The organism is Streptomyces sp. NPDC057099 (assembly GCF_042671245.1).
GTDB lineage: Bacteria > Actinomycetota > Actinomycetes > Streptomycetales > Streptomycetaceae > Streptomyces > Streptomyces purpurascens.
The window spans coordinates 36,188-60,678 of sequence record NZ_JBHUTX010000051.1; the positions used below are offsets into that span (position 1 = coordinate 36,188).

22 protein-coding genes are annotated in these 24,491 nt (G+C 72.3%); 15 read left to right on the forward strand and 7 right to left on the reverse strand.

Features of this window, described 5'->3' with window-relative positions:
• Window positions 1-33 precede the first annotated feature (33 nt).
• The gene (locus ACFT4A_RS36210) at window positions 34-363 is read left to right on the forward strand and encodes a rhodanese-like domain-containing protein (RefSeq protein ID WP_382839208.1); all 330 of its coding nucleotides are present in this window, start codon (window positions 34-36) and stop codon (window positions 361-363) included.
• Window positions 364-400: 37 nt separating this feature from the next.
• Here ACFT4A_RS36210 and ACFT4A_RS36215 read toward each other — a convergent pair whose 3' ends face one another.
• Window positions 401-1,534, reverse strand: a complete 1,134-nt coding sequence (locus ACFT4A_RS36215) for an acyl-CoA dehydrogenase family protein (protein ID WP_382839156.1) — start codon at window positions 1,532-1,534, stop codon at window positions 401-403.
• A 280-nt stretch (window positions 1,535-1,814) separates the two neighbouring features.
• Here ACFT4A_RS36215 and ACFT4A_RS36220 point away from each other — a divergent pair, with 280 nt between their 5' ends.
• The 3 genes from ACFT4A_RS36220 to ACFT4A_RS36230 are packed head-to-tail and all read left to right on the forward strand — an operon-like array spanning window position 1,815 to window position 4,521.
• The gene (locus tag ACFT4A_RS36220) at window positions 1,815-2,570 is read left to right on the forward strand and encodes a DUF5819 family protein (RefSeq protein WP_382839159.1); all 756 of its coding nucleotides are present in this window, start codon (window positions 1,815-1,817) and stop codon (window positions 2,568-2,570) included.
• Window positions 2,567-3,784, forward strand: coding sequence for an HTTM domain-containing protein (locus ACFT4A_RS36225; protein ID WP_382839162.1), 1,218 nt, complete (start codon window positions 2,567-2,569; stop codon window positions 3,782-3,784). The genes ACFT4A_RS36220 and ACFT4A_RS36225 overlap by 4 nt, the downstream gene beginning before the upstream one ends.
• A complete protein-coding gene (locus ACFT4A_RS36230) occupies window positions 3,781-4,521 on the forward strand; it encodes a TrmH family RNA methyltransferase (RefSeq protein WP_382839164.1) in 741 nt (246 codons plus the stop codon). Before ACFT4A_RS36225 ends, ACFT4A_RS36230 begins: the two co-directional genes overlap by 4 nt.
• Here the strand turns inward: ACFT4A_RS36230 and paaN are convergent.
• Window positions 4,518-6,209 carry a phenylacetic acid degradation protein PaaN gene (gene paaN, locus ACFT4A_RS36235; RefSeq protein WP_382839166.1) on the reverse strand — a complete coding sequence of 564 codons (1,692 nt, stop codon included), beginning with the start codon at window positions 6,207-6,209 and terminating at the stop codon, window positions 4,518-4,520. The genes ACFT4A_RS36230 and paaN overlap by 4 nt on opposite strands.
• 160 nt (window positions 6,210-6,369) lie before the next feature.
• On the opposite strand from paaN, the gene ACFT4A_RS36240 reads away from it, so the two are divergent.
• Both ACFT4A_RS36240 and ACFT4A_RS36245 read left to right on the forward strand, forming a co-directional pair.
• Entirely contained in the window at window positions 6,370-7,887 is a 1,518-nt protein-coding gene (locus ACFT4A_RS36240; RefSeq protein WP_382839169.1) for a 3-hydroxyacyl-CoA dehydrogenase, read from the forward strand.
• Window positions 7,884-8,474: a TetR/AcrR family transcriptional regulator gene (locus tag ACFT4A_RS36245; protein ID WP_382839171.1), complete on the forward strand. Its 591-nt coding sequence runs from the start codon at window positions 7,884-7,886 to the stop codon at window positions 8,472-8,474. Before ACFT4A_RS36240 ends, ACFT4A_RS36245 begins: the two co-directional genes overlap by 4 nt.
• Before the next feature lie 3 nt (window positions 8,475-8,477).
• Here the strand turns inward: ACFT4A_RS36245 and ACFT4A_RS36250 are convergent, their stop codons facing one another.
• The gene (locus tag ACFT4A_RS36250; RefSeq protein ID WP_215124340.1) at window positions 8,478-8,963 is read right to left on the reverse strand and encodes an Lrp/AsnC family transcriptional regulator; all 486 of its coding nucleotides are present in this window, start codon (window positions 8,961-8,963) and stop codon (window positions 8,478-8,480) included.
• 190 nt (window positions 8,964-9,153) lie between these two features.
• Between ACFT4A_RS36250 and pdhA the strand changes: the two genes are divergently transcribed.
• The 6 genes from pdhA (at window position 9,154) to ACFT4A_RS36280 (ending at window position 16,125) form a co-directional block, all read left to right on the forward strand.
• A complete protein-coding gene (gene pdhA / locus ACFT4A_RS36255; protein WP_382839175.1) occupies window positions 9,154-10,305 on the forward strand; it encodes a pyruvate dehydrogenase (acetyl-transferring) E1 component subunit alpha in 1,152 nt (383 codons plus the stop codon).
• Complete coding sequence (locus tag ACFT4A_RS36260; RefSeq protein ID WP_382839178.1) at window positions 10,302-11,306, forward strand: alpha-ketoacid dehydrogenase subunit beta; 1,005 nt, start codon at window positions 10,302-10,304, stop codon at window positions 11,304-11,306. Before pdhA ends, ACFT4A_RS36260 begins: the two co-directional genes overlap by 4 nt.
• Entirely contained in the window at window positions 11,306-12,616 is a 1,311-nt protein-coding gene (locus ACFT4A_RS36265; protein ID WP_382839181.1) for a dihydrolipoamide acetyltransferase family protein, read from the forward strand. Before ACFT4A_RS36260 ends, ACFT4A_RS36265 begins: the two co-directional genes overlap by 1 nt.
• An 85-nt stretch (window positions 12,617-12,701) precedes the next feature.
• Window positions 12,702-13,655, forward strand: a complete 954-nt coding sequence (locus ACFT4A_RS36270) for an NTP transferase domain-containing protein (protein WP_382839183.1) — start codon at window positions 12,702-12,704, stop codon at window positions 13,653-13,655.
• Window positions 13,652-15,022 carry a molybdopterin molybdotransferase MoeA gene (locus ACFT4A_RS36275; RefSeq protein ID WP_382839186.1) on the forward strand — a complete coding sequence of 457 codons (1,371 nt, stop codon included), beginning with the start codon at window positions 13,652-13,654 and terminating at the stop codon, window positions 15,020-15,022. The genes ACFT4A_RS36270 and ACFT4A_RS36275 overlap by 4 nt, the downstream gene beginning before the upstream one ends.
• On the forward strand, window positions 15,019-16,125 hold the full coding sequence (locus ACFT4A_RS36280; protein WP_382839188.1) for a potassium channel family protein: 1,107 nt from the start codon (window positions 15,019-15,021) through the stop codon (window positions 16,123-16,125). The genes ACFT4A_RS36275 and ACFT4A_RS36280 overlap by 4 nt, the downstream gene beginning before the upstream one ends.
• Window positions 16,126-16,166: 41 nt before the next feature.
• Here ACFT4A_RS36280 and ACFT4A_RS36285 read toward each other — a convergent pair whose 3' ends face one another.
• Entirely contained in the window at window positions 16,167-17,015 is an 849-nt protein-coding gene (locus ACFT4A_RS36285) for an ABC transporter permease (RefSeq protein WP_382839190.1), read from the reverse strand.
• Window positions 17,012-18,055, reverse strand: coding sequence for an ATP-binding cassette domain-containing protein (locus ACFT4A_RS36290; RefSeq protein ID WP_382839192.1), 1,044 nt, complete (start codon window positions 18,053-18,055; stop codon window positions 17,012-17,014). Before ACFT4A_RS36290 ends, ACFT4A_RS36285 begins: the two co-directional genes overlap by 4 nt.
• A 135-nt stretch (window positions 18,056-18,190) precedes the next feature.
• Between ACFT4A_RS36290 and ACFT4A_RS36295 the strand changes: the two genes are divergently transcribed.
• The gene (locus tag ACFT4A_RS36295; RefSeq protein WP_382839194.1) at window positions 18,191-19,180 is read left to right on the forward strand and encodes an NAD(P)H-quinone oxidoreductase; all 990 of its coding nucleotides are present in this window, start codon (window positions 18,191-18,193) and stop codon (window positions 19,178-19,180) included.
• Between the two features lie 198 nt (window positions 19,181-19,378).
• On the opposite strand, the gene ACFT4A_RS36300 is transcribed toward ACFT4A_RS36295, so the two are convergent.
• Window positions 19,379-19,720, reverse strand: a complete 342-nt coding sequence (locus ACFT4A_RS36300; RefSeq protein ID WP_382839196.1) for a hypothetical protein — start codon at window positions 19,718-19,720, stop codon at window positions 19,379-19,381.
• Window positions 19,721-20,227: 507 nt separating this feature from the next.
• Between ACFT4A_RS36300 and ACFT4A_RS36305 the strand changes: the two genes are divergently transcribed.
• Window positions 20,228-20,770 (forward strand): bacterial proteasome activator family protein, encoded by a 543-nt coding sequence (locus tag ACFT4A_RS36305; protein ID WP_382839198.1) that lies wholly within the window; start codon window positions 20,228-20,230, stop codon window positions 20,768-20,770.
• 83 nt (window positions 20,771-20,853) lie between these two features.
• Here ACFT4A_RS36305 and ACFT4A_RS36310 read toward each other — a convergent pair whose 3' ends face one another.
• Window positions 20,854-22,497, reverse strand: coding sequence for a protein kinase (locus ACFT4A_RS36310; RefSeq protein ID WP_382839200.1), 1,644 nt, complete (start codon window positions 22,495-22,497; stop codon window positions 20,854-20,856).
• Between the two features lie 355 nt (window positions 22,498-22,852).
• Between ACFT4A_RS36310 and ACFT4A_RS36315 the strand changes: the two genes are divergently transcribed.
• Window positions 22,853-24,436 carry a protein kinase gene (locus ACFT4A_RS36315; protein ID WP_382839202.1) on the forward strand — a complete coding sequence of 528 codons (1,584 nt, stop codon included), beginning with the start codon at window positions 22,853-22,855 and terminating at the stop codon, window positions 24,434-24,436.
• Window positions 24,437-24,491: the final 55 nt, after the last annotated feature.

A 24,491-nucleotide genomic window follows, 5' to 3' on the forward strand; every position in this document is an offset into this window, starting at 1 on the left:
GGTAGCGTCGGAGGCATGAGTTTCGGAGCTGGTGTGCCCACGGTCGAGGTCGCTGACCTCAAGGACGGCGACTTCCTGCTGGACGTCCGCGAGGACGACGAGTGGAAGGCCGGTCACGCCGAAGGGGCGCTGCACATCCCCATCAGCGAGTTCGTCGCCCGGTACGGCGAGCTGACCGAGGCCGCCCCGCAGGACGGCCGCGTCCATGTGATCTGCCGCTCCGGCGGCCGGTCCGCCCAGGTCACGATGTACCTGGCCCAGCAGGGCGTCGACGCCGTGAACGTCGACGGCGGCATGCAGGTGTGGGAGGCGGCGGGCCGTCCCGTGGTGACGGACGACGGGCAGTCGGGGTTCGTCCTCTAGCGCCTCTTTCCTCGGGCGTTCAGGTTTCTTCGGGCGTTCAGGCCAGTGGGTGCGCCGCCAGCAGGTCGCCCAGGGCCTCCTCGTGTGCCGCGGCCGGGCCGAGCGACAGTTCCAGGTGCTTGGCCTGGGCGTGGTACCGGTGCAGGGGGTAGTCGACGTCGGCGCCGAACCCGCCGTGCAGATGCTGCGCGGTCTGCACGACCCGGCGTACGCCCTCCGCCGCCCAGATCTTGGCGACGGCGACGTCACCGGCGGCGGGCAGCGCGCCGGGTGCCCCCGAGGCGATCCGCCACGCGGCCTGCCACAGCGTGACCTCCATCGCGCGCAGGTCGATGTAGCGGTCGGCGGCCTGCACGGCGACGGCCTGGAAGGTGGCGATCGGGAAGCCGAACTGCTCCCGTTGGCCCGTGTACTCCCCGGTCATCCGCAGCACGCGCTCCCCGAGCCCGAGCGCCAGCGCGCACGTCCCGGTGGTCAGCAGGTTCCGCAGCCACTCCCACGCCCCGTCGGCGTCGATCATGTCCCGGGCGGTGAGCCGGGCCGACTCCAGCCGCAGCTCGCCGAGCCGCTCGCCGCTGGTGGAGAACTGCTCGGCGAGGACCGCCCCGGGGTGGTCGCGGGGCACCAGGGCCAGGACGGTCCGGCCGGTCGCGGTGTGGGCGGGCACGACCGTGACGTCCGCGTCGTAGGCCCACGCTACGGCCGTCTGCACCCCGTCCAGCACCCAGGCCCCGCCGTCCTGCCGTGCGGTCACGGCCAGCTCGGCCGGGTCGTGGCCGGTGCGGCCGTGCGCGGCGACGGTCAGCACGATCTCACCCCGGCCGGCCCGGGCGAGCAGGGCGGACTTCGCCTCGTCGCTCCCGAAGGCCTGGACGGCCGCCGCCGCCGCGCTGCTCTCCAGCAGCGGCACCCTGGCCAGCACCCGTGCCGACTCCCGCAGCACCAGGCACAGCGCGATGGCGTCCAGGCCGGCCCCGCCGTACCGCTCGTCGAGCAGCAGGCTCAGCAGGTCCGCGCGGGCGAGCGCGTCCCACAGGGCGCGGTCGTGGGTCTCGGCGACGGCGCCGGGGGTGAGCGCGGGGCTGGGCACGGCGTCCGGGGCGACCCCGGCGAACACGCCCTTCGCCGCCTCGGCCGCCGCCTGCTGCTCCTCGGTGAAGGTGAAGTCCACGGTGCCTGTCCTCCCGGGCCGATCCCGTTGAGCTGACGGGGCGTCAAGATAGAACAGGTTCTAGCAGAAGGGAATGGGCGTACGGGCGGGCGCCGTATGGTGTCCCTCCGGGCGGTCGCGGGCGCCGTACGGTCGGCTTCCGCGGTGTGGCGACGGCCACGGCCGGGACCGGCGGACAGGGGCTGTGCCGGGGTGGGTGGCCTGAGTACCGTGCCCGTGCCGACGCCGCGCGGTCGTGCGCGGGCGGTACGACGGACCGGGAATCTGGAACGGGGCGGAATTGGACGCGTACGACGAGGGCTCGAACGCCCGGCACGGGCCGGAGGGCCCGCCCGGCCCGTCCGGGCTCGCCGAGCCGGGTCCGCCCGACCCGCCCCGCTCCGGCATCGCCGCGCTCTCCCTCCCGTATCAGATCGGTGTCGCGCTGGCGCTCGCGGTCGTCGCGATCGGGGTCTGTGTGCACATCGCGATGACGTTCCTGCATGTCGCGCCGGCGAACACGGTCACCAAGGAGCACGGCCGGGCCGTGGACGACTGGATCTATCCGGAGTTCGAGCAGAACTGGAAGCTCTTCGCCCCGAACCCGCTCCAGCAGAACATCTCGATCCAGGCCCGCGCCGAGGTCCGCGGCGCGGACGGCGAGAGGCTGAGCACCGGCTGGTACGACCTGTCCGCCGAGGACGGCCGGGCCATCGACGGCAATCTGCTGCCCAGCCACACCCAGCAGAACGAGCTGCGCCGCGCCTGGGACTTCTTCACCGCGACGCACGACAGCGAGAGCCGCCCGGTCGGCCTGCGCGGATCACTCTCCGAGTCGTATCTGCGCCGGGTCGTGGTGCTGCGCCTCGACCGCGACGACGCGGCGGGCGCCTCGGCCGGGGACGGCGGTGTCATCGAGCGCGTCCAGGTCCGCTCCCGCACCACCAACGTGCCCCCGCCGAAGTGGAGCCGGGAGAAGGTCTCCACGACGCCGTCCTACCGCGAGCTGCCCTGGTGGCCGGTGCCGCGGGACGAGGCCCGGGGAGGCATCCGGTGAACCGCTTCTCGCTGGCCGTCTCGCGCGGCATCGCCCGGGTCACCGAGGCCGCCCTCGGCCCGTACCAGACGGCCGTGATCCGTATCGGCTTCAGCGCGACCTGGCTGCTGTTCCTGCTGCGCGAGCTGCCCCACCGCCATGAGCTCTACGGCCCCGACGGGCCCTGGAGCTGGGGTCTCGCCGAGCAGCTCATCGGCACCAACAAGGCCTTCACCACCCTGATGTGGTCGGACGGCCGGCTCTGGTTCGAGCTGGTCTACGCGCTCGCGATCCTCTCCGGCGTCCTGCTGATGCTGGGCTGGCGCACCCGCACCATGTCGGTGCTGTTCATGGTCGGCGTGCTGTCGCTGCAGAACCGCAGCGTCTTCATGGGCGACGGCGGCGACAACGTGCTGCACCTGATGTCGATCTACCTGGTCTTCACGCGCTGCGCCCAGGTGTGGTCGCTGGACGCCCGGCGGGCCTCACGCGCCCGGGACGCCCGCGCGCGCGGCGAGCGGGTCACGGACCGGACCGGCCCGGCCCTGTGGGTCGTGCTCGGGGCCGTGCTGCTCGCGGCGACCCTGGTCGGCCGGATGGACGGCGACGACCTGCTGATACCCGTGCTGCTGTGGACCGTGTGGGCGGCGCAGGCCCTGTGGTGGCTGGCCGGGCGGCGCGCGAAGTCCGGCGAACCGCGGATCCTGCTCGACGTCGTCGCCAACATCGTGCACAACGGCGCCCTGCTCGTGATCATGGCCGAGGCGTGCCTGATCTACGCGACGGCCGGCTGGTACAAGATCCAGGGTTCCCGCTGGCAGGACGGCACGGCCGTCTACTACCCGCTCCACCTGGAGTACTTCTCGCCTTGGCCCGCCCTCGCCGACCTGCTGTCCTCCAGCGGCACGATGGTGATGCTCGTGACCTACGGGACGGTCCTCGTGCAGGTCGCCTTCCCGTTCACGCTGTTCAACCGGCGGGTGAAGAACGTCCTGCTGGCACTCATGATCACCGAGCACGCCGTGATCGCCGTCGTGCTCGGCCTGCCGTTCTTCTCGCTGGCGATGATCGCGGCGGACGCGGTGTTCCTGCCGACGTCCTTCCTGCGCCGCCTGGGCAGCGGGGCGGCACGCGCGCGTGACCGGCTGCCGCGCCGGCGCGGCGGGCGCGTGCCGGTGCCCGAGCAGCACGCCCCCGAGGGCTCCCGGGACACGCACGTAGGCTTCGGGGCATGACCGACCCCGTGACCGTCTGGCACCGGCTCGCCGGCAGTACCGTCCTGCTCGACGGCTTCCACGCCCTCAAGCACGCGGTGCGGTTCGGCGCCGAGGTGCCGGTGGCGGTCACCGCCGACCGGGCGGCGGCGCTCGCCCTCGCCGACGAGCTGGCCCCGGACGTACGGGACGCGCTGGGCGCGCTGCTCACGGAGGTGCCGCACGAGACGTACGCGTCGTTCGTGCCGCGCCCGCACCCCACCGCCGTGGCCGCGCTCGCCGTGCGCCCCTCCCGCGCGTCCAACCTCGCGCGGCTGGCGCGCACGCCCCGCACCACCCCGGTCGTGGTCCTCGACAACCCGCGCAACCTGGGCAACGCGGGGGCGGTGATCCGCCTGGCCGCCGGCTTCGGCGCGACGGGCGTGGTGACGACCGGGACGGTCGACCCCTGGCATCCGACGGTCGTACGCGGCGGCGCGGGCCTGCACTTCGCGACGGCCGTGGAACGGCTGGAGGTCCCCGACCTGCCGCCCGGCCCGCTGTTCGCCCTCGACCCCGAGGGCGACGACATCCGGGGGATCAAGCTCCCGGACGACGCCGTCCTCGCGTTCGGCTCGGAACGCACGGGCCTGTCGGAGGAACTCCGCGCCCGTGCGGACCACTTGCTGTCGCTGCCGATGCGTCCGCAGGTCAGCAGCTACAACTTGGCGACGAGTGTGGCGATGACGCTGTACCACTGGAGCTGCGGGAGTTCTTAGGCCTCCCGCCGCACCTCGACAACCCTGAACCGGTTGGCCACGAACGCCCCGTCACACAGCGCCGCACTGGCCGCAGGGTTACCCCCCGACCCGTGGAAGTCGGAGAACGCCGCCGTCTGGTTCACATACACCCCACCCGTCAGATTCAGCGACAACTGCGCCGCCTCCTCCAGACAGGCCTCCCGCACATCCCGCTCGACCTCCGGGTCGGTCGTGTACGCCCCGACCGTCATCGCGCCCTTCTCACGGACGGTCCGCCGCAGCAGCTCCACCGCGTCCGAGGCCGAGTCGACGGCGACGGCGAACGACACCGGCCCGAAGCACTCGCTCATGTACGCGGCCTCCGCGTCCGGCTTGGCCCCGTCCAGCTTCACGATCACCGGCGTCCGCACGACCGCCCCCGGGAAGTCCGGGTTGGTGATCTCCCGGGACGCCAGGGCGACCTCGCCGAGACCCGCCGCGGCCTCCAGACGGGCCTTCACGTCCGGGGTGACGATCGCCCCGAGCAGCGCGTTCGCCCGGGCGTCGTCGCCGAGCAGGCCGTCGACCGACTTGGCGAGGTCGGCGACCACCTCGTCGTAGGACTTGGGGCCCTGGTCCGTGGAGATGCCCTCCCGGGGGACGAGCAGGTTCTGCGGGGTCGTGCACATCTGGCCGCTGTACAGGGACAGCGAGAACGCCAGGTTGGAGAGCATGCCCTTGTAGTCGGCCGTGGAGTGGACGACGACGGTGTTGACGCCGGCCTTCTCCGTGTAGACCTGCGCCTGGCGGGCGTTGGCCTCCAGCCAGTCGCCGAACTCGGTCGAGCCCGTGTAGTCGATGATCCGGATCTCGGGGCGCGTCGCCAGGGCCTTGGCGATGCCCTCGCCGGGGCGCTCGGCGGCCAGCGCGACCAGGTTCGGGTCGAAGCCCGCCTCGGCGAGCACCTCCCGCGCGACCTGCACCGTCAGCGCGAGCGGCAGCACCGCGCGCGGGTGGGGCTTGACCAGGACCGCGTTGCCCGTGGCGAGGGAGGCGAACAGGCCCGGGTAGCCGTTCCACGTCGGGAAGGTGTTGCAGCCGATCACCAGGCCGATACCGCGCGGGACCGGGGTGAACTGCTTGGTCATGGCCAGCGGGTCGCGCTTGCCCTGCGGCTTGGTCCACTCGGCGTTGTCGGGTGTGCGCACCTGCTCCACGTACGCGTACGCCACCGCCTCCATGCCGCGGTCCTGCGCGTGCGGCCCGCCCGCCTGGAACGCCATCATGAAGGCCTGGCCGGAGGTGTGCATGACCGCGTGCGCGAACTCGTGCGTCCGGTCGCTGATGCGCTTGATGATCTCCAGGCAGACCACCGCGCGCTGCTCCGCGCCCGCGTCCCGCCAGGCCCGCTGTCCCGCCTTCATGGCGGGCAGCAGCACGTCGAGGTCCGCGTGCGGGTACGTCACGCCCAGGTCGACGCCGTAGGGGGACGTCTCGCCGCCCACCCAGTCGTCGGTGCCGGGCTGGCCGAGGTCGAGGCGGCTGCCGAGCAGGGCGTCGAAGGCGGCCTTGCCCGCCGCCGCGTCCAGACTGCCGTGCTCCCCGTAGGCCTTGGGGTGCTCGGGGTGCGGGGACCAGTACGCGCGCGTGCGGATCGCTTCCAGCGCCTGGTCGAGGGTGGACCGGTGCCGGGCGATCAGCTCGTGCGCCGAGAGTGCGGCGGTCATGGGTGACCATCTCCTCGTCTCAAGAACTCTTCGTCGAGTTCATGACCTGGGCAGAATCCTGGGCAGGAACACTCGGACAGAGCTAGAGTAACCGAACGATCGGTCGGCTCAAGGGGGTCCGCCGCATCTGTGGAAAACCCCGTGCGGGAGGATCGCGCACATGACAGCACTCGACCTCAGCAGCCCCGTGGCCGTCGTCGGCACCGGCACCATGGGCCAGGGAATCGCCCAGGTCGCGCTGGTCGCGGGCCATCCCGTACGGCTGTACGACACCGTCCCCGGGCGGGCCCGGGAGGCCGCCGACGAGATCGGCGCGCGCCTGGACCGGCTCGTCGAGAAGGAGCGGCTCACCGGCGCCGACCGGGACGCCGCCCGCGCCCGGCTGCTGCCCGCCGAGGCCCTCGTCGAGCTGGCGGACTGCGTCCTGGTCGTCGAGGCGGTCCTGGAGCGGCTGGACGTCAAGCAGGACCTGTTCCGCGAGCTGGAGGGCATCGTCGCCGACGACTGCCTGCTCGCCACCAACACCTCGTCCCTGTCCGTCACCGCCATCGGCGGCGCCCTGCGCTCCCCCGGCCGCTTCGTCGGCCTGCACTTCTTCAACCCGGCGCCGCTGCTGCCGCTGGTCGAGGTCGTCTCCGGGTTCGCCACCGACGTCTCCTCGGCCACGCGCGCGTACGAGACCGCCCGCGCCTGGGGCAAGACGCCGGTCGCCTGCGCGGACACCCCCGGCTTCATCGTCAACCGCATCGCCCGGCCCTTCTACGCCGAGGCCTTCGCGGTGTACGAGGCCCAGGGCGCCGACCCGGCCACCATCGACGCCGTGCTGCGCGAGTCGGGCGGCTTCCGGATGGGCGCGTTCGAGCTGACCGACCTGATCGGCCAGGACGTCAACGAGTCGGTCACGCGGTCGGTCTGGGAGTCCTTCTTCCAGGACGTGCGCTTCACGCCGTCCCTCGCCCAGCGGCGCCTGGTCGAGTCCGGCCGGCTGGGCCGCAAGACCGGCCAGGGCTGGTACGACCACCAGGACGGCGCCGAGCGCCCCGATCCGGACACGGCGGAGCAGCGGCAGCCGCCCGCCTACGTCGTCGCCGAGGGCGACCTGGGCCCGGCGTCCGACCTGCTCGCGCTGATCCGCGAGGCGGGCATCCCGGTCCGCGACGAGGACGACGACAACGGCACCCGCATGGTGCTGCCGAGCGGCGGCCAGCTCGCCCTCGCCGACGGGCAGACCTCCGTGGAGTTCCGGGACGTCGTCTACTTCGACCTCGCCCTCGACTACCGCAAGGCCACCCGGATCGCCCTGTCCGCCTCCCAGGACACCTCCCCGCAGACCCTCGCCGAGGCCATCGGCCTCTTCCAGGCGATGGGCAAGCGGGTCAGCCTCGTCGGCGACGTCCCCGGCATGATCGTCGCCCGCACGGTCGCGCGGATCATCGACCTGGCGCACGACGCGGTCGCCAAGGGCGTGGCCACCGAGGAGGACATCGACACCGCGATGCGCCTCGGCGTCAACTACCCCCTGGGCCCCTTCGAGTGGAGCCGGAAACTCGGCCGCTACTGGGCCTACGCGCTCCTGGACGATCTCCACATGCGCGACCCCTCGGGGCGCTACACGCCGTCCCTCGCGCTGTACCGCCACGCCCACGCCTCCGACAAGCGGGAGGGCACAGCCTCATGACCACCGCCAAGCGCGACACGTACACCCCGGACACCCTGCTGTCCGTCGCCGTCCAGGTGTTCAACGAGCGTGGCTACGACGGCACCTCCATGGAGCACCTCTCCAAGGCGGCCGGTATCTCCAAGTCGTCGATATACCACCACGTCGCCGGCAAGGAGGAGTTGCTGCGCCGCGCCGTGAGCCGGGCCCTGGACGGCCTCTTCGGGATCCTCGACGAGGAGCACGCGCGCGTGGGGCGGTCCGCCGAGCGCCTGGAGTACGTCGTGCGGCGCATGGTCGAGGTGCTCATAGCCGAGCTGCCCTACGTGACCCTGCTGCTGCGGGTGCGCGGCAACACGGACACCGAGCGGTGGGCACTGGAGCGGCGGCGCGACTTCGACCACCGGGTGGCCGACCTGATCAAGGCGGCGGCCGCGGACGGGGACGTGCGCGGCGACATAGAGGTCCGGCTGGTGACCAGGCTGGTCTTCGGAATGATCAACTCCATCGTGGAGTGGTACCGCCCGGACGGGCGCGGCATGAACGAGCGCGAGGTGGCCGACGCGGTGGTGCGGCTGGCGTTCGGAGGGCTCCGCAAGGACGCCTGAAACTCACCCCTGCGGCTCCAGGTCCTCCTCCTCGAACACCAGCAGCGTGCGGGTGCTGAGCACCTGCGGGATCGCCTGGAGGCGGGTCAGCACCAGTTCGCGCAGGGACCGGTTGTCGGAGACGTGCACCAGCAGCAGCACGTCGAAGTCCCCGCCCACCAGGGCGATGTGGGAGGCGCCCGGCAGCTCTCTGAGCTCCTCGCGCACCGTGCGCCAGGAGTTCTGCACGATCTTCAGCGTGATGTACGCGGACGTCCCCTGACCGGCCCGCTGGTGGTCGACGCGGGCGCCGAAGCCGCGGATGACTCCGTCCTCGACGAGCCGGTTGATGCGGGCGTAGGCGTTGGCGCGCGAGACGTGGACCCGTTCGGCGACCGACCGTATCGAGGCGCGGCCGTCCGCCTGGAGCATGCGCAGGATGTCCTGATCTATGGCGTCCAGGGGCCGCGGCGGCGGCAGCACACCGCCGACGTCCTGTCCTTCGGCCATTTGTTCAGATGCCACCTGCGCCGACCTCCCTACCATGGACGTACTGCGTCCATCTCAGGCTGTGGAGAACCGTTTGTCCACAGCCTGGGGCCAGCCATAGCCAAATTGTGCCGTCGACCGAACAATCGGTAGGTGAGGCGGGTCACAGCCGACGCGCCTCCCGTAGCCGCTCCCACGAGGAGGTGCCGTCATGACGGTCATGGAGCAGCGGGGCGCTTACCGGCCCACCCCGCCGCCCGCCTGGCAGCCCCGCATGGATCCCGCGCCGCTGCTGCCCGACGCCGAGCCGTACCGCGTCCTCGGCACCGAGGCCGCCGCGAAGGCCGACCCGGAACTGCTGCGGACGCTGTACGCGCAGCTGGTCCGGGGCCGCCGCTACAACGCGCAGGCCACCGCTCTCACCAAGCAGGGCCGCCTCGCCGTCTACCCCTCCACCACCGGGCAGGAGGCCTGCGAGATCGCCGCCGCGCTCGTGCTGGAGGAGCGGGACTGGCTCTTCCCGAGCTACCGCGACACGCTCGCCGTGGTGGCCCGCGGGGTGGACCCCGTCGAGGCCCTCACGCTGCTGCGCGGCGACTGGCACACCGGCTACGACCCCTACGAGCACCGGGTCGCCCCGCTGTGCACCCCGCTCGCCACGCAGCTGCCGCACGCCGTGGGCCTCGCGCACGCCGCCCGCCTCAAGGGCGACGACGTGGTCGCGCTGGCCATGGTCGGCGACGGCGGCACCAGCGAGGGCGACTTCCACGAGGCGCTGAACTTCGCCGCCGTCTGGCAGGCCCCGGTGGTCTTCCTGGTGCAGAACAACGGCTTCGCGATCTCCGTCCCGCTCGCCAAGCAGACCGCGGCCCCGTCGCTGGCCCACAAGGCCGTCGGCTACGGCATGCCCGGCCGCCTGGTCGACGGCAACGACGCCGCCGCCGTGCACGAGGTGCTCTCCGACGCCGTACGGCACGCGCGCGCGGGCGGCGGTCCCACCCTGGTCGAGGCGATCACCTACCGCGTGGACGCCCACACCAACGCCGACGACGCGACCCGCTACCGCGGTGACGCCGAGGTCGAGACCTGGCGCGAGCACGACCCGATCCAGCTCCTGGAGCACGAGCTGACCAGCCGCGGACTGCTCGACGAGGCCGGCAAGCAGGCCGCCCGGGACGCCGCCGATGCGATGGCCGCCGAACTGCGCGCGCACATGAACCAGGACCCGGCGCTCGACCCGATGGACCTGTTCACCCACGTCTACGCCGAGCCCACCCCGCAACTGCGCGAGCAGCAGGAGCAGCTGCGGGCCGAGCTGGCGGCCGAGGCCGAGACCGGGCCGGAAGGGGACACGCACCGATGACCACCGTCGCCGTCAAGCCGGCCACCATGGCGCAGGCCCTCACGCGCGCGCTGCGCGACGCCATGGCCGCCGACCCCGCCGTGCACGTCATGGGCGAGGACGTCGGCACCCTCGGCGGCGTCTTCCGCGTCACCGACGGACTGGCCAAGGAGTTCGGCGAGGACCGCTGCACGGACACCCCGCTCGCCGAGGCGGGCATCCTCGGCACCGCCGTCGGCATGGCCATGTACGGCCTCAGGCCGGTCGTGGAGATGCAGTTCGACGCGTTCGCCTACCCGGCGTTCGAGCAGCTCATCTCGCACGTGGCCCGCACGCGCAACCGCACCCGCGGCAGGATGCCCCTGCCGATCACCATCCGCGTCCCCTACGGCGGTGGCATCGGCGGCGTGGAGCACCACAGCGACTCCTCCGAGGCGTACTACATGGCGACTCCGGGGCTCCATGTGGTCACACCCGCCACCGTCGCCGACGCCTACGGCCTGCTGCGCGCCGCCATCGCCTCCGACGACCCGGTCGTCGTCCTGGAACCCAAGCGGCTGTACTGGTCGAAGGACTCCTGGAACCCCGAGGAGCCGGCGCCCGTTGAACCGATAGGCCGCGCGGTGGTGCGGCGCTCGGGCCGGAGCGCCACACTCATCACGTACGGGCCGTCCGTACCCGTCTGCATGGAGGCGGCCGAGGCGGCCCGGGCCGAGGGCTGGGACCTCGAAGTCGTCGACCTGCGCTCCCTGGTGCCGTTCGACGACGAGACGGTGTGCGCCTCGGTGCGGCGGACGGGACGCGCGGTCGTCGTCCACGAGTCGGGTTCCTTCGGGGGCCCGGGCGGGGAGATCGCGGCCCGGGTCACGGAGCGCTGCTTCCACCACCTGGAGGCGCCGGTGCTGCGCGTCGCCGGGTTCGACGTCCCGTATCCGCCGCCGATGCTGGAGCGCCACCACCTGCCCGGTGTGGACCGGATCCTGGACGCCGTGGGGCGTCTGCAGTGGGAGGCCGAGAGCTGATGGCACAGGTGTTGGAGTTCAAGCTGCCCGACCTCGGTGAGGGGCTCACCGAGGCCGAGATCGTGCGCTGGCTGGTGGAGATCGGCGACGTGGTCGCCATCGACCAGCCGGTCGTCGAGGTCGAGACGGCCAAGGCGATGGTCGAGGTGCCCTGCCCCTACGGCGGTGTGGTCACGGCCCGCTTCGGCGAGGAGGGCACGGAACTGCCCGTCGGGGCGCCCCTGATCACGGTGGCGGTGGGCGAACGGGCGCCCTCCGGCGGCGGTGCGGACGAGGCCGGTACCGAGGGCTCGGGGAACGTCCTCGTCGGATACGGCACCTCCGAGGCACCCGCGCGGCGACGCAGGGTGCGGCAGGACCGGGTGACCGCTGCCGCCCCCGCCCCGGCGGTGAACGGGCGGGCGAGCGTCCCCGAGGCCGAGGACGGCCCCCTCCCCGTGATCTCGCCCCTGGTCCGCAGGCTGGCCCGGCAGAACGGCCTCGACCTGCGGGAGCTGACCGGCTCCGGGCCCGACGGGCTGATCCTGCGGGCGGACGTGGAGTACGCCCTGCGCGCCGCGCCCCGGCCCGCCCCGACGACGGCGGCCCCCGAGCCCCGGCCCGCCGCGACAGCCGCCCCGGGCGAGATCCGTACGCCCCTCAAGGGCATGCGGGGCGCCGTCGCCGACAAGCTGTCCCGCAGCCGCCGCGAGATCCCCGACGCGACCTGCTGGGTCGACGCCGACGCCACGGAACTGATGCGGGCCCGGACTGCCATGAACACGGCAGGCGGGCCGAAGATCTCCCTCCTGGCCCTGCTGGCCCGGATCAGCACCGCGGCCCTCGCCCGTTTCCCCGAGCTCAACTCCACCGTGGACGCGCAGGCCAGGGAGGTCGTCCGGTTCGACCACGTGCATCTGGGCTTCGCGGCGCAGACCGACCGGGGGCTCGTGGTCCCGGTGGTCAGGGACGCGCACGCGCGCGACGCCGAGTCGCTGACCGCGGAGTTCGCCCGGCTGACCGAGGCGGGCCGGACCGGGAAGCTGACCCCCGGCGAACTCACCGGCGGGACCTTCACGCTGAACAACTACGGAGTCTTCGGCGTCGACGGCTCCACCCCGATCATCAACCACCCCGAGGCCGCCATGCTCGGCGTCGGCCGCATCGTCCCCAAGCCCTGGGTGCACGAGGGCGAGCTGGCGGTGCGGCAGGTCGTCCAGCTCTCGCTCACCTTCGACCACCGCGTGTGCGACGGCGGCACGGCGGGCGGCTTCCTGCGCTATGTGGCGGACTGCGTGGAACAACCGGCGGTGCTGCTGCGGACGCTCTGATTCCTCCCCGGCGCGCGGCCGTTCCCGGTGATCGCGTCCCTTCCCCCGCGTTCCATGTGATCGCGGGGGCACGCATACTCGGGGGATGACCGCGTACGAGCCTCCCGCCGCCCACGACGCCGTCGTGCTCGCCGGTGGTGCCGCCCGGCGCCTCGGGGGCGCGGACAAACCCGGGGTGCGGGTCGGCGGGCGGGCCCTGCTCGACCGGGTGCTCGCCGCGTGCGACGGCGCCCGCACCACCGTCGTCGTGGCCGCGCCCCGGCCGACGGCACGGCCCGTGACCTGGGCCCGCGAGGACCCGCCCGGCGGCGGACCGCTCGCCGCGCTCGACGCCGGCCTCCGGCACACCACGGCGGAGCACGTCGTGGTGCTCTCCGCCGACCTGCCGTTCCTGGACGAGCGGACCGTCGGCCGGCTGCTGGACACGCTGCGGGGGAGCGCCGCCGACGGCGTGCTGCTGACCGACCCCGACGGCCGCGACCAGCCCCTCGTCGCCGCGTACCGCACCCGGCGGCTGCGCGAGACGCTCGCCCTCCTCGCCGACCGGCACGGCTCTCCGCACGGTCTTCCCCTGCGGCGTCTCACCGCCGAGCTGAACCTCACCCGCATCTCCGATCCCGTCGCGTCGTTCGACTGCGACACCTGGGACGACATCGCCTCCGCCAGGGCACGCATCAGGGAGCATGGGCACGTGTTGGATGAATGGATTTCCGCGGTCAAGGACGAGCTGGGGATCGACCTCGACGTCGATGTGAAAGAGCTGCTCGACCTCGCCCGCGACGCCGCCCATGGTGTGGCCAGGCCCGCCGCGCCGCTGACCACCTTCCTCGTCGGCTACGCGGCCGCGCGGGCCGGCGGGGGCCCCGAGGCGGTCGCCGAAGCCTCCCGCAAGGCCGTGGCCCTCGCGGCCCGCTGGGCTCAGGAGAGCACCCCGGAAGCCCCGGTGGCCCCGGAAGCCTCGGTGGCCCCGAAGTCCCCGGGGGACCGGCCCGACGTCGCCCCCGACGCGACGCACGACACCCGCCCGGACGCCGGATGACCCCGCCCGGCACCCGCACCGGCGAGGACGCCGAGGATCTCGACGTCGAGGAGGTGCTCGCCCTCGTGAACAACAGCAACGGCACCCACCTGCCCGACCCCGCCCCGCGAGGGGAGCAGGACAGCACCCCCACACCCCGGAAGCCGGACACCCGGCACCGGGCCACCCCCTGGCCACAGGCCCGGGACATCGCCGAGCGCGCCGCCCGGAGCGCCGGCCGGGCCGCCCGCCGCGAGCCCGTCTCCGTGCCGCTCGACGCCGCCCTCGGCCTCACCCTGGCCACCCCCCTCGACGCCCTCACCGACCTCCCCTCCTTCGACACCTCCGCGATGGACGGCTGGGCGGTCGCCGGGCCCTCCCCCTGGGACGTACGCGATGCGGGCGTCCTGGCCGGGCACGCCGCGCAGGCGCCCCTCACCGACGGCGAGGCCGTCCGGATCGCCACCGGCGCCCGCATCCCCGCGGACACCACGGCCGTCCTGCGCAGCGAGCACGGCCGCACCGACGACAAGGGCCGACTGCACGCGACCAGAGGCGTCGTCCCCGGCCAGGACATCCGTCCCCGGGGCCAGGAATGCCGCACCGGCGACCAGCTCCTGCCCGTCGGCACCCTCGTCACCCCGGCCGTGCTCGGGCTCGCCGCGGCGGCCGGATACGACACGGTCACCGCCGTCCCCCGGGCCCGCGCCGAAGTCCTCGTCCTCGGCGACGAGTTGCTCACCGAGGGTCTTCCGCACGACGGTCTGATCCGGGACGCGCTCGGCCCGATGCTGCCGCCCTGGCTGCGCGCGCTCGGCGCCGAGGTCACCGTCGTACGACGCGTCCGCGATGACGCCTACGCCCTGCGCAAGGCGGTGACCGCGTCCGACGCCGACGTCATCATCACCACCGGCGGCACCGCGGCGGGGCCCGTCGATCACGTCCACCCCACCCTGCGCCGTATCGGGGCCGAACTCCTCGTGGACGGCGTCAAGGTGCGCCCCGGCCACCCCATGCTGCTGGCCCGCATCACGGAGACCCAGCACCTCGTCGGGCTGCCGGGCAATCCGCTCGCCGCCGTCTCCGGACTGCTGACGCTCGCCGAGCCGCTGCTGCGGACCCTCGCGGCCCGCCCGGCCCCGGAGCCGTACACGCTGCCGCTCAGGGACGCCGTGCACGGGCACCCGCACGACACCCGGCTCGTGCCCGTCGTCCTGCGCGGCGACGAGGCCGTGCCGCTGCATTACAACGGCCCGGCCATGCTGCGCGGCATCGCGGCGGCCGACGCGCTGGCCGTCGTGCCCCCGGACGGCGCCCGTCCCGGGCAGGAGGCGGAACTGCTCGACCTGCCCTGGGCGTCCGGCGGAATCGGAGTGTGTTTCACGTGAAACTTCCGGGCCAGGACGCGATCGCCCGCCAGGCGGACGAGCATCTGGTGACCCATCGGGTGAAACTCCCGAAGAAAGTGGTGGAGCATCCGATCCGCCAGGTCCTCAAGCGGCTCTCCATGGCGCTGGTGGTCCTCGTCGTCACCGCGCTGATCGTCTACGCCGACCGCGACGGCTACAACGACAACGCGGGCGGCGGCCTCACCCTCCTCGACGCCTTCTACTACGCCACCGTCACCCTCTCCACCACGGGCTACGGTGACATCACCCCCGCCGGCGACGCCGCCCGGCTCACGAACATCCTCGTCATCACGCCCCTGCGTGTGCTGTTCCTGATCATCCTGGTCGGCACCACCCTCGAAGCTCTCACCGAACGCACTCGGGAGGAGTGGCGACTGACCCGCTGGAGGTCCACGTTGCGCGATCACACCGTCGTCGTCGGTTTTGGCACGAAGGGCAGGTCGGCGATCCGGACCGTCTGTGCGACGGGCCTGAAGAAGGAACAGGTCGTCGTGGTCGACCCCAGTTCCAAGGTCGTCGACGCCGCGACCGCGGAGGGCTACGCCGGCATCGTCGGGGACGCGACCCGCAGCGAGGTGCTGAAGCGGGCCGAGGTGCACAAGGCGCGTCAGATCATCATCGCGACCCAGCGCGACGACACGGCGGTCCTGGTGACGCTGACGGCCCGGCAGCTCAACCGCGGGGCGAAGATCGTGGCCACGGTGCGGGAGGAGGAGAACGCGCCGCTGCTCAAGCAGTCCGGCGCCGACGGTGTCGTCACCAGCGCCAGCGCCGCGGGACGTCTGCTCGGCCTGTCCGTGCTCAGCCCCTCCGCCGGCATGGTGATGGAGGACCTCATCCAGCAGGGCAGCGGGCTCGACATCGTCGAACGGCCGGTCGTCAAGGCCGAGGTGGGCAAGACCCCGCGGGAGATCGCCGACCTGGTGGTCAGTGTCATACGCGGCCACCGCGTGCTCGGCTACGACGATCCGGCCGTGGGGAGGCTGGAGTTGACCGACCGGCTCATCACGATCGTGCGGAAGACACCGGCGACCCAGGTCGCCCCCGACATCCGTCCGATGCCGCCGATGCCCCGCAACTGACCACCCGGGCGGGCCGGGCTGCTTCCGGTCGTACAGCCGCATCACTTCCGGTTGTACAACCGCATCGTGACCGGCCCGAAGACCAGCACGAACAGTCCGGCCCAGCCCAGCGACCAGGCGACCTCGTCGGCCGGCCAGTCGCCGGCCATCAGGCCGCGCACCGCCGACGCCAGGTGGGTGATGGGGCTGTTGTTCACGAACGCCTGGAGCCAGCCCGGCATGGTCGTCGGGTCGACGAACACGTTGGACAGGAAGGTGAGCGGGAAGATCACCATCATGCTGACGCCCATCACCGACTTCTCGGTGCGCAGCATCAGCCCGAACATCGTCCAGATCCACGAGAAGGCGAACGAGAAGAGCACCAGCAGGGCGATCCCGGCGAGCACACCGGCGATCCCGCCGTCCGGCCGGTAGCCCAGGATGATGCCGACGGTGAGCATCACGACCGACGCGATCGTGTACCGCAGGGCGTCGCCCAGCAGATAGCCGACCATGGTCGACGGCCGCCAGATCGGCAGCGTGCGGAACCGGTCGAAGACGCCCTTCTCGATGTCCGTGTTGACCGAGACACCCGTGTACATCGTGATCATCACGACCGACATCACGAGGATGCCCGGCAGCAGGAACTGGATGTACTCCTCCGGCGAGCCGGCCAGCGCCCCGCCGAACAGGTACGTGTACATCAGCACCATCATGATCGGGAACGCCGTGACGTCGAAGAGCTGCTCCGGCACGTGCTTGATCTTGAGGATCGCCCGCCAGCCGAAGGTCATCGAGGCCGACCAGGCGCTGGGCCGCGCGGGCCGCTCCTTGGCGATGAGCAGGGCCGCGAGGGACTCGGTGCTGACCGGGGCGAGATCCTTGGCCTCGGTGGTCGTCGTGGTGCTCATGCCGCCACCTCGTCCTTCGGGTCGTGGGAGCCGGAGCCGGAGCCGGGGCCGGCCGTGCGGTCCGGGGCGTGAGTGTCGTGTCCGGTGAGGGCGAGGAAGACCTCGTCCAGGCTGGGCTGGCCCAGTGAGAAGTTGTCGACGGTGATCCCGGCCGTGGACAGCTCGCTCAGCGCGTGCGACGCCTGCTGCGCCGCGCTGTCGTCGCTCGCCGCCGCACCGAGGCGGGCGGTCAGGGCCACCGGGTCGTGCTCCAGCTGCACCTTCGCGTCGAGGGTCCGGCGCAGCAGCTCGGCCGCGAGGACCCGCTGATCCGGATCTCTCAGCCGTAGATGGACCGATCCGGCGCCGACGGACGACTTCAGCTCGCCCTTGGTGCCCTCGGCGATCACCCGGCCGCGGTCGATGACGGCGATCCGGGACGCCAGCTGGTCGGCCTCGTCCAGATACTGCGTGGTCAGCAGCACGGTGGTGCCCTGGGCGACCACCGCGCGCACGATGTCCCACACCTGGTTGCGGCTGCGCGGATCGAGGCCCGTCGTCGGCTCGTCGAGGAACAGCAGGTCGGGGGTGCTGAGGATGGACGCGGCGATGTCGATCCGGCGCCGCATACCGCCCGAGTAGTGCTTGACCTGCTTCGCGGCGGCCTCCGTGAGCCCGAAGGCCTCCAGGAGCTGGGCGGCGCGGTCCCGGGCGGCCTTCTTGTGGTGACCGAGCAGCCGGCCCAGCAGGACCAGGTTCTCGGTGCCGGTGAGGTCCTCGTCCACCGACGCGTACTGGCCGGTGAGGCTCACCCGGGCGCGCACCTCGTCCGCCTCGCGGACGATGTCGTGGCCGAAGACATGCGCTTCGCCGCCGTCCGGGCGCAGGAGTGTGGCGAGCATCTTCACGGTGGTGGTCTTGCCGGCGCCGTTCGGGCCGAGGACGCCGTAGACCGTGCCGGCGGGCACGGACAGGTCGACTCCGTCGACGGCCCTGGTCTCGCCGAACGTCTTCACCAGGCCCGCGGTTTCGATCGCCAGGCCGGACGTCTGCGTGCTCATGCTTCGGGTCCTTCCGCGTACGTGGGCTACGCATGGGGAGACCTTTACGGTCGCGCAAACTCATCGGTCCCGCATATGGATTTTCGCCAGAACCGGACCGATGACGCGGGAGTACCGAGGAGTACCGTCCCAGTCATGTATGCGATCACGATTCCCGAACCTGGTGGGCCCGAGGCGCTGGTCTGGGACGAGGTCCCGGATCCCGTGCCCGGCGAGGGCGAGGTCCTGGTCGAGGTGACGGCCGGTGCCGTCAACCGGGCCGACATCCTGCAGCGGCAGGGCTTCTACGACCCGCCGCCCGGCACGCCTCCCTACCCCGGCCTGGAGTGCTCCGGGCGGATCGCCGGGATCGGCACCGGCGTCTCCGGCTGGAACGTGGGCGACGAGGTGTGCGCGCTGCTCTCCGGCGGCGGTTACGCCGAGAAGGTGGTGGTCCCGGCCGGACAGCTGCTGCCCGTGCCCGAGGGCGTCGGCCTGCGGCAGGCCGCGGCACTGCCCGAGGTGACCTGCACGGTCTGGTCGAACGTCTTCATGATCGCCCACCTGCGCCCCGGCGAGACGCTCCTCGTGCACGGCGGCTCCAGCGGCATCGGCACCATGGCGATCCAGCTCGCCAAGGCCGTCGGCGCCAGGGTCGCCGTCACGGCCGGCACCCAGGAGAAGCTGGACCGGTGCGCCGAGCTGGGTGCCGACATCCTGGTCAACTACCGCGAGCAGGACTTCGTCGAGGAGATCAGGAAGGCCACGGACGGCGCCGGGGCGGACGTCATCCTCGACAACATGGGCGCCAAGTACCTGGAGCGCAACGTCAAGGCCCTCGCCGTCAACGGCCGCCTCGCGATCATCGGCATGCAGGGCGGCATCAAGGGCGAGCTGAACATCGGCGCGCTCCTCGCCAAGCGCGGCGCGATCAGCGCGACGTCCCTCCGGGCCCGTCCGCTCGAGGAGAAGGCGGCCATCGTCGCGGCCGTACGCGAACACGTCTGGCCCCTCTTCCCCGGCGGCCGGCTGCGCCCGGTCATCGACCGCGAACTCCCCATGCCGGACGCCACCACCGCCCATCAGGTCCTGGAGGACAGCGGCCACATCGGCAAGGTATTGCTGATCGCCCCGCAGAGTGCTTGACACGGGCCTCGCACGCGGTGCGGCCCGGGGCTGCTGGAAGCGAGGCTTGGTACGGCCCCGGGCGCGCTCGCGACCGCAGGGTGCCTGAAGCAGGCCTCGGACGCGGCGCAGCCCGACGGCGCCTCGCAGCCGGCCAGGGTGCGACGCGACCGCAGGGCGTCTGAAACGGCCCCGTGAGGGGCCGACCGGCCGTGTCCCCTACGCGCGCCGCAGCCTGAGGCCCACGAATGCCAGGCCCAGGCCGAGTCCGATGAGCACCAGTCCGCTGCCCAGGGGCAGGATCCGCAGCACGGGCCCGACAGGCTGTTCGGCCTGGGCTGCGGCCTCGCGCACGGGTGATTCTGTCGGTGCGGGGGGCTCGGGGACGGCGGGGACGGCCTCCCGGGATGCCTCGGGGACGGCGGTGGCTTCGCGGGCCTCCCGCTCCTCCTCGGGCTCCTCCGGCCGCCCCGGCCGGTCCCGTCCCTCACCGGCCCGGGTCCCCGCCCGCGAGGGCTCCGCGGGCGCGGACGGGGCCGACAAGGCAGTGGGGGCGGCCACCGCCCCGGCCTCTTCGTCGTACGCGAGGACAGAGGGGACAGAGGCAACAGAGCCGTAGGCCTGGACGGATCCGCAGGGTGAGACGACCGCACCCGCCCCCAAGGCGACCACCAGTCCGGTCGCCCGCAGTGCGCGTAGCCATGGAGTCACGTTGGTGACCCCCTCCCGCCGTGCCCGGTAGGGCAAGATCGGCAAGTTCGGTCATTTCGAGGCAATCAGCCTCACACCGCCCCGGACGTCCGGCACTCCGGGTTCGGCCGACGGGCGGAATCGCTCAGCGCCGGCACGTGACACAGGCGCTCCACGACCACGTGCGGCAGCGCGCCGAGGCCGAGGCCCGATGGCTGGACCACTGCGAAGCCCGACTGCTGTGCCTCACCCGTGAGGTGGAACCCCCCTCCGGGGAGCAACCCGGGCCCTGACCGACACGTCTGTCGAAACAGGGTGGATCAGCTTCCCCCGGGGGCACCACGGAGGTGAGGTGCAGGCGTGCGAGAGAATGGCGACATGGAGATGCCGAGAAACGAACGGTCGCCGGAGAGCCCGCAGATCCTGGTCGTGGGCCAGGACGGCATGGCGCTCGGGGGCGGCAGCGGAGACGAGGACTCCCGCGAGATCCCGGTCACGGAACAGGTCGAGCAGCCCGCCAAGGTCATGCGGATCGGCAGCATGATCAAGCAGCTGCTCGAGGAAGTGCGCGTGGCGCCCCTGGACGAGGCCAGCCGGGTCCGCCTCAAGGAGATCCACGCCAGCTCGGTGAAGGAGCTGGAGGACGGTCTGGCGCCCGAGCTGGTCGAGGAGCTGGAGCGGCTCTCGCTGCCCTTCACGGACGAGACGACCCCCAGTGACGCGGAACTGCGCATCGCGCAGGCCCAGCTGGTCGGCTGGCTCGAGGGACTCTTCCACGGGATCCAGACGACGCTGTTCGCCCAGCAGATGGCGGCCCGCGCCCAGCTGGAGCAGATGCGCCGCGCCCTCCCGCCCGGCGTCGGCCACGAGGGCCTCGACGAGCAGCACCCGGGCACCCGTTCCGGCGGGCCGTACCTGTAGGCCTCCGGCACAGACCTCCCCGAACGGAAACAGGAAGGGCCCCGCGGCCGAAGCCGCCGGGCCCTTCCTCGTGTCCGGGGGCGTCAGGACGGCGGGTTGCCCGTCGAGACGTTGAGGTCGATGATCGGCATGTCGTCCGGGTCGACATCGGTGCCCTTGGTCGGGAACTGGTTCATGACCGTGCCCTGGCCGTAGGTGTTCTCGTCCACGTTCTTGACGCTGACCTGCCAGCCGGCCGCCTGGGCGCAGGACTTGACCGACGCGATGTTCTTGAACTTGAAGTCCGGGATCTGGATCTTCTCGGGGTCGTTGTACGACTCCTCCGGCTCCGTGCACTCCTCGGAGTCGATCGTCTTCGACGTGTCAGGCCCGCGGTAACCGGCCTTCTTGGAAGCCGAGGCCGAGGCGCTCGCGCCGCCCCCGCCGCCCTGGTCGTCCTCGCCGCCGCTGTTCATCAGCAGGGCCGCGACCAGCCCGCCGACGGCCAGGACGGCCACGACGACGGAACCGATGATCACCGGCTTGTTGCTCTTGCCACCGCCCTGCGAGCCGGGCGCGGTCTGCGGCGCGAGGTTGTACGGCGGCGGCGTCGACGGGCCCGGCTGCGGGGCGTACGCGCCCGGGTGCGGCGTCTGGTAGCCGCCCTGCTGCGGATAGCCGTACGCCGGGGACGGCGCCGACGGGGCGGGCGTGCCGTACGGGTTCGGCGGCGGGGTCGGCTGGTACGGCGTCTGGACCTGGCCCGAAGCGGCCGGGGGCGCCTGGTCGACCGGCGGGAACACGGCCGAGCCGACGCCCGCGCCGCTCGGCGCCTGCGTGCCCGGGACGATGCTCGGCGGAGCGGCGTGGAAGGACGCCGCCACGCGCAGGCACTCGTCGCGCATGGCCTCTGAGCTGGGGAAACGCTCGTTCGGGTTCTTCTTCAGCGCCCGGGCGATCAGCGCGTCCACGGCCGGCGGCAGCGCCCGGTTGATCGTGGACGGAACCGGCGGCTCCTCCTGGACGTGTGCATACGCGATGGCCAGCGGCGAGTCCGCCTCGAACGGCAGCCGCCCGGTGACCAGTTGGAACAGCATGATGCCGACCGAGTACAGGTCGGAGCGCGCGTCCACACCGCGGCCGAGGGCCTGTTCCGGCGAGAGGTACTGCGGGGTGCCGACGACCATGCCGGTCTGCGTCATCGACGTCACGCCGGACTGCATGGCGCGGGCGATGCCGAAGTCCATGACCTTGACCACACCGCGCTTGGTCATCATCACGTTGCCCGGCTTGATGTCGCGGTGGACCAGGCCCATCTCGTGGCTGATCTCCAGCGCGGCCAGCACATCCGCGGTGATCTTCAGCGCCTTGTCGGCGGGCATCGCGCCCTGCTGCCGTACGTCCTCGTCGAGGACCGAGCCCAGCGGGCGGCCCTCGACGTACTCCATGACGATGTACGGCGTCGTCATCGAGTCGAGGGTGTCCTCGCCGGTGTCGAAGACCGAGACGATGTTGGTGTGCGTGAGCTTGGCCACGGACTGGGCCTCGCGGCGGAACCGCTCGCGGAAGGCCTGCTCCCGGCCGAGCTCGGTGTGAAGTGTCTTGATCGCGACCTGCCGGTCGAGCACGCTGTCGTACGCGAGGTGCACCGAGGCCATGCCGCCCTGGCCGAGGAGGTCACGCAGCTGATAGCGGCCACTGGCGAGCGCCCGCCCCGTGTACTGCCCCTGTGCGCCGTCCTGGCTCATGTTCCGTGTCCCCCGTAGCTCCCCTGGGAGCTGCCGACTGCCGCTGATCCGTCAGATCCGTCGTTGATCCAAACCGTCATTCCCGGCCAAGTCTGCCCCAGGGCACGGACACGTCAAGCTCGGTGCCCGTTCCGTGACCGTACGCGAAAGAAGCGTCGCGGAAGCGTTACCGGGGGCGTGCGGCCGGTACACAGAATTTGCACGAGAGTGCTGAGTAAAGGTTTCATGGCGCGTCCGTCCCGTGCCGGTCCTGGCGCCCGTCTCGGACCGGCGGCTTGCGCGGAGGCTGTAGCGTGGCCGACGGAGACCGTAACAACACCGCGCGCACCGCGGGCAGAAACGACGGCGAGGACTGATGGCACAGCAGCAGCGCGCTCAGGGCCCGTCCGAACCCGAGGCGACTGGCGGCGGCATGTCGGACGCGCCGGAGGCCTGGGGTAACGGCGGGTTGGTCGGGGACGGCCGGTACCGGCTGACCCACAGACTCGGCCGGGGCGGCATGGCCGAGGTGTTCGCAGCCGAGGACGTCCGCCTCGGACGCACCGTCGCCGTCAAACTGCTCCGCTCCGACCTCGCCGAGGACCCGGTGTCCAAGGCGCGCTTCACGCGCGAGGCCCAGTCGGTGGCCGGCCTCAACCACCACGCGATCGTCGCCGTGTACGACTCCGGCGAGGACATCGTCGGCGGCCAGCCGCTCCCCTACATCGTCATGGAGCTGGTCGAGGGCCGCACCATCCGCGACCTCCTGCTGAACGCCGAGGCGCCGGGCCCCGAACAGGCCCTGATCATCGTCTCGGGCGTCCTGGAGGCGCTCGCCTACTCGCACCAGCACGGCATCGTGCACCGCGACATCAAGCCCGCCAACGTCATCATCACGCACAACGGCGCGGTGAAGGTGATGGACTTCGGCATCGCCCGCGCCCTGCACGGCGCGCAGTCCACGATGACGCAGACCGGCATGGTCATGGGCACCCCGCAGTACCTGTCCCCGGAGCAGGCGCTCGGCAAGGCCGTCGACCACCGCTCCGACCTGTACGCCACGGGCTGCCTGCTCTACGAACTCCTCTCGCTGCGCCCGCCGTTCACCGGCGAGACCCCGCTGTCGGTGGTCTACCAGCACGTCCAGGACATCCCGACGCCGCCGTCCGAGGCCTCCGACGTCTGCCCGCCGGAGCTGGACGGCATGGTCATGCGCTCCCTCGCCAAGGAGCCCGACGACCGTTTCCAGACGGCCGAGGAGATGCGCGGGCTGGTCCAGTACGCGCTCCAGATGCTCTACGACCAGGGCGGCCACACCGGCACCTGGAACACCGGCCCGGTCGACATGCACGAGGGCCGGCACACCCCGTCGGGCGGCTTCGCCCACACGGCCGTGATGGGCCACCCCGGTGATGTCTCCGGCACCGCTCAGATCCCCTCGCCGATACTTCCCGCCGGCTACGGCGGCGGGGACGACGGCGGCTTCGAGGGCCGCGGCAACAAGGGCAGCGGCCGCGGCAAGCTGTGGATCCTCGCCGTGCTCGCGGTGATCGCCGTGGCGGCGGGTGTCGCCCTGGCGCTGCAGAACACCGGCGGCGGCACGAAGGGGCCCACGGACAACAAGAAGTCGCCGACCACCTCGCAGACGGAGGAGAAGGAGACTCCGAGCGAGACGCCGAGCGACGAGACGGCGGACGAGCCGACCGACACGTCGACGGACGACGGCACCGGCACGAGCTCCGGCGGCGGCGGATGGACCCCGTCGTACTCCCCGTCCTACACGCCGTCCCCGAGCACTCCCGAGACGCCCACGGACCAGCCGACGGAGGAGCCGACCACCACGGAGCCGACCGGCGAGCCGACGGACGAGGAGCCCTCGGACCCGGAGACGCCGCCGGACGACACGGGCGGCACGGACGCGGGCGCCACGGGCGGCGTCGTCGGTGGCGCGGAGGGCTGACCTCCCCCGGACAACGCAAAAGAACGAAAAACGTACGATCCACGCGCGCGTGGGA